Below are 2,115 nucleotides of genomic sequence, written 5' to 3'. Positions count from 1 at the left end.
GCGCCAACGAATGTGAATACGCCTTCAGATGCCTTGTTAACCGTTAGCCGATAGGCGTACGCCAACGAATGCGAATACGCCTTCGGATGCCTGTTGAACGATTAATCCAACAAGCGGTCTCTGACTCGCCGATCAATCGACTCTCTTCAATCGACTCTCCCCGACGAAACTCTCGCCCCTTCCCGCAACCATTTGTACACCGGCATCCGCGCTACTTAATCCATCATCTGCATTCCCCAAACTCCCCCTGCGCCATCACGTCAACAGGGGCTGCTGACCACAGAAGTGTGACAGGCAAAATATGCGGGTTTCCGCATCCATAGCGTGATTTTCAATCCGCTTAAAACAGATCGATATCCGAAAGTTTGGGGCGAATTCGTTTCGCATTTCTGTCATAATCCCCCCCGTACTGGACCGGCTGCAACTCTTCGAAGCTCACGACTTTATGCTGTCTCATTCCCGTCCCCATTTCGCATTCTTATTAGTTGCAGTCTCGATTGCGATTTCAATGGCGACGAAGCCGTGTCACGCCGATCGTCTGTTGGACCATTTCCCTGAGGCCGCTGCGTCGGGGTGCATGGCATGTCACGCCGAGGTCGAGCCGATTCGCGAAATCGGATCCGAGATGCTCAACCAGATCATGCAGCGTGGCGAAGCGTTGGGCGATCCGGCCGGCTGTGTGGTTTGTCACAACGGCGACCCGACCGAAAAAGTCGACAAGGCAAAGGCCCATGGCGGCGATGACTTTTATCCGCAACCGAGCAGCCCTTGGGTCAACGCCGAAACTTGTGGCCAATGTCACGAAGACCAAGTTCGCGTCCAGTGGCAAAGCTTGATGATGACCGAAGCAGGCAAGATCCAAGGCGTCTGCTGGGCGTTTGGATCGCTCACAGGTTACGAACACAAATGGGCCAACTACGCCGTCGAAAATCCAGCGGACCCGAGCGAGCGACTTGGCACTGATGCTTATCGCAAATACATGGCAATCCTAAAAGACAAAGAGCCCAATGTCTTTGTCGATCGTCATGAACCGCTTCCCGATGCGTTACAGCCCGATGAACTTGATCGACTAGAACAAGATCCGTCACTTGCCGCGTTCACCTATATCCGTCAAGAATGCCAACGTTGCCATCACGCAGTCAAAGGACGACAAGAACGAGGCGATTTCCGCGGCATGGGCTGTTCCTCGTGCCACGTCCCCTACGGGAACGAGGGCTTTTACGAAGGTGACGATCAATCGATACCGCACGATGAACCGGGGCACGCATTGGTGCATTCGATCCAAGGCACCCGCGATGCCAAGGTCACCGTGCACGGCACGACGTACAGCGGCATTCCCGTGGAAACTTGCACCACCTGTCACGATCGTGGTAAACGGATCGGCGTCTCGTTTCAAGGACTGATGGAAACCCCGTTCCATTCGCCCTACGCCGAAGACGGCGGTGACCAACCCAAGCTGCATACCAAACACTACTTGGCGATGGAGCAAGACATTCACTACCAAAAAGGAATGACTTGCCAAGACTGCCATACCTCGCTCGATGTTCACGGCGACGGTTTTCTGGCCGGCGCCAACCTTGCCGCGGTTCAAATCGAATGCTCCGATTGTCACGGCACGCCGGATCAATTCCCCTGGGATTTGCCGCTCGGGTTCATGGACGAGTTTGACGAAGCCCCCGCAGCGGGCGAACCACGCGGGCTGACCGACACGCCGCTGCCGCATACCTTGCAAGGCGCCCAGGTCGACAAACGCGACGGGTTCCTGCTGACCGCGCGGGGCAATCCTTACGAAAATGTCGTCCGCGATGGCGACGAGATCATTGTCTATACCGCTGCCGGCGCCGACATTCGTATGAAGCCGCTGAAGACGCTGATGCAAGAAAACAAGATTAGCGAGCGAGGGCGTGTCGCGATGCAAAGCGTGACAGCGCACTTGCAACAGATGGAGTGTTATTCGTGCCACGCATCTTGGACGCCCCAGTGTTATGGGTGCCACGTCAAAATCGATTTCACTCAGAAAGACAAGTGCCCCGAGTGCAACGAATCCAAACAAGGATTCGATTGGGTGGCCGCTGGACGACTACACGGCGAAGACGAGCATCGTGCCGATCGCGG

At 55.8% G+C, this 2,115-nt stretch carries 1 pseudogene; it reads left to right on the top strand.

What is annotated here, in order from left to right:
* Positions 1-445: 445 nt before the first annotated feature.
* Positions 446-2,115: pseudogene (locus RMSM_RS11095) on the top strand (multiheme c-type cytochrome); the annotation flags it as partial.

Source organism: Rhodopirellula maiorica SM1 (assembly GCF_000346295.1).
Lineage (GTDB): Bacteria > Planctomycetota > Planctomycetia > Pirellulales > Pirellulaceae > Novipirellula > Novipirellula maiorica.
The sequence above is the reverse complement of the archived record's forward strand: the minus strand, read 5'-3'. Positions and strand labels throughout refer to the sequence as shown.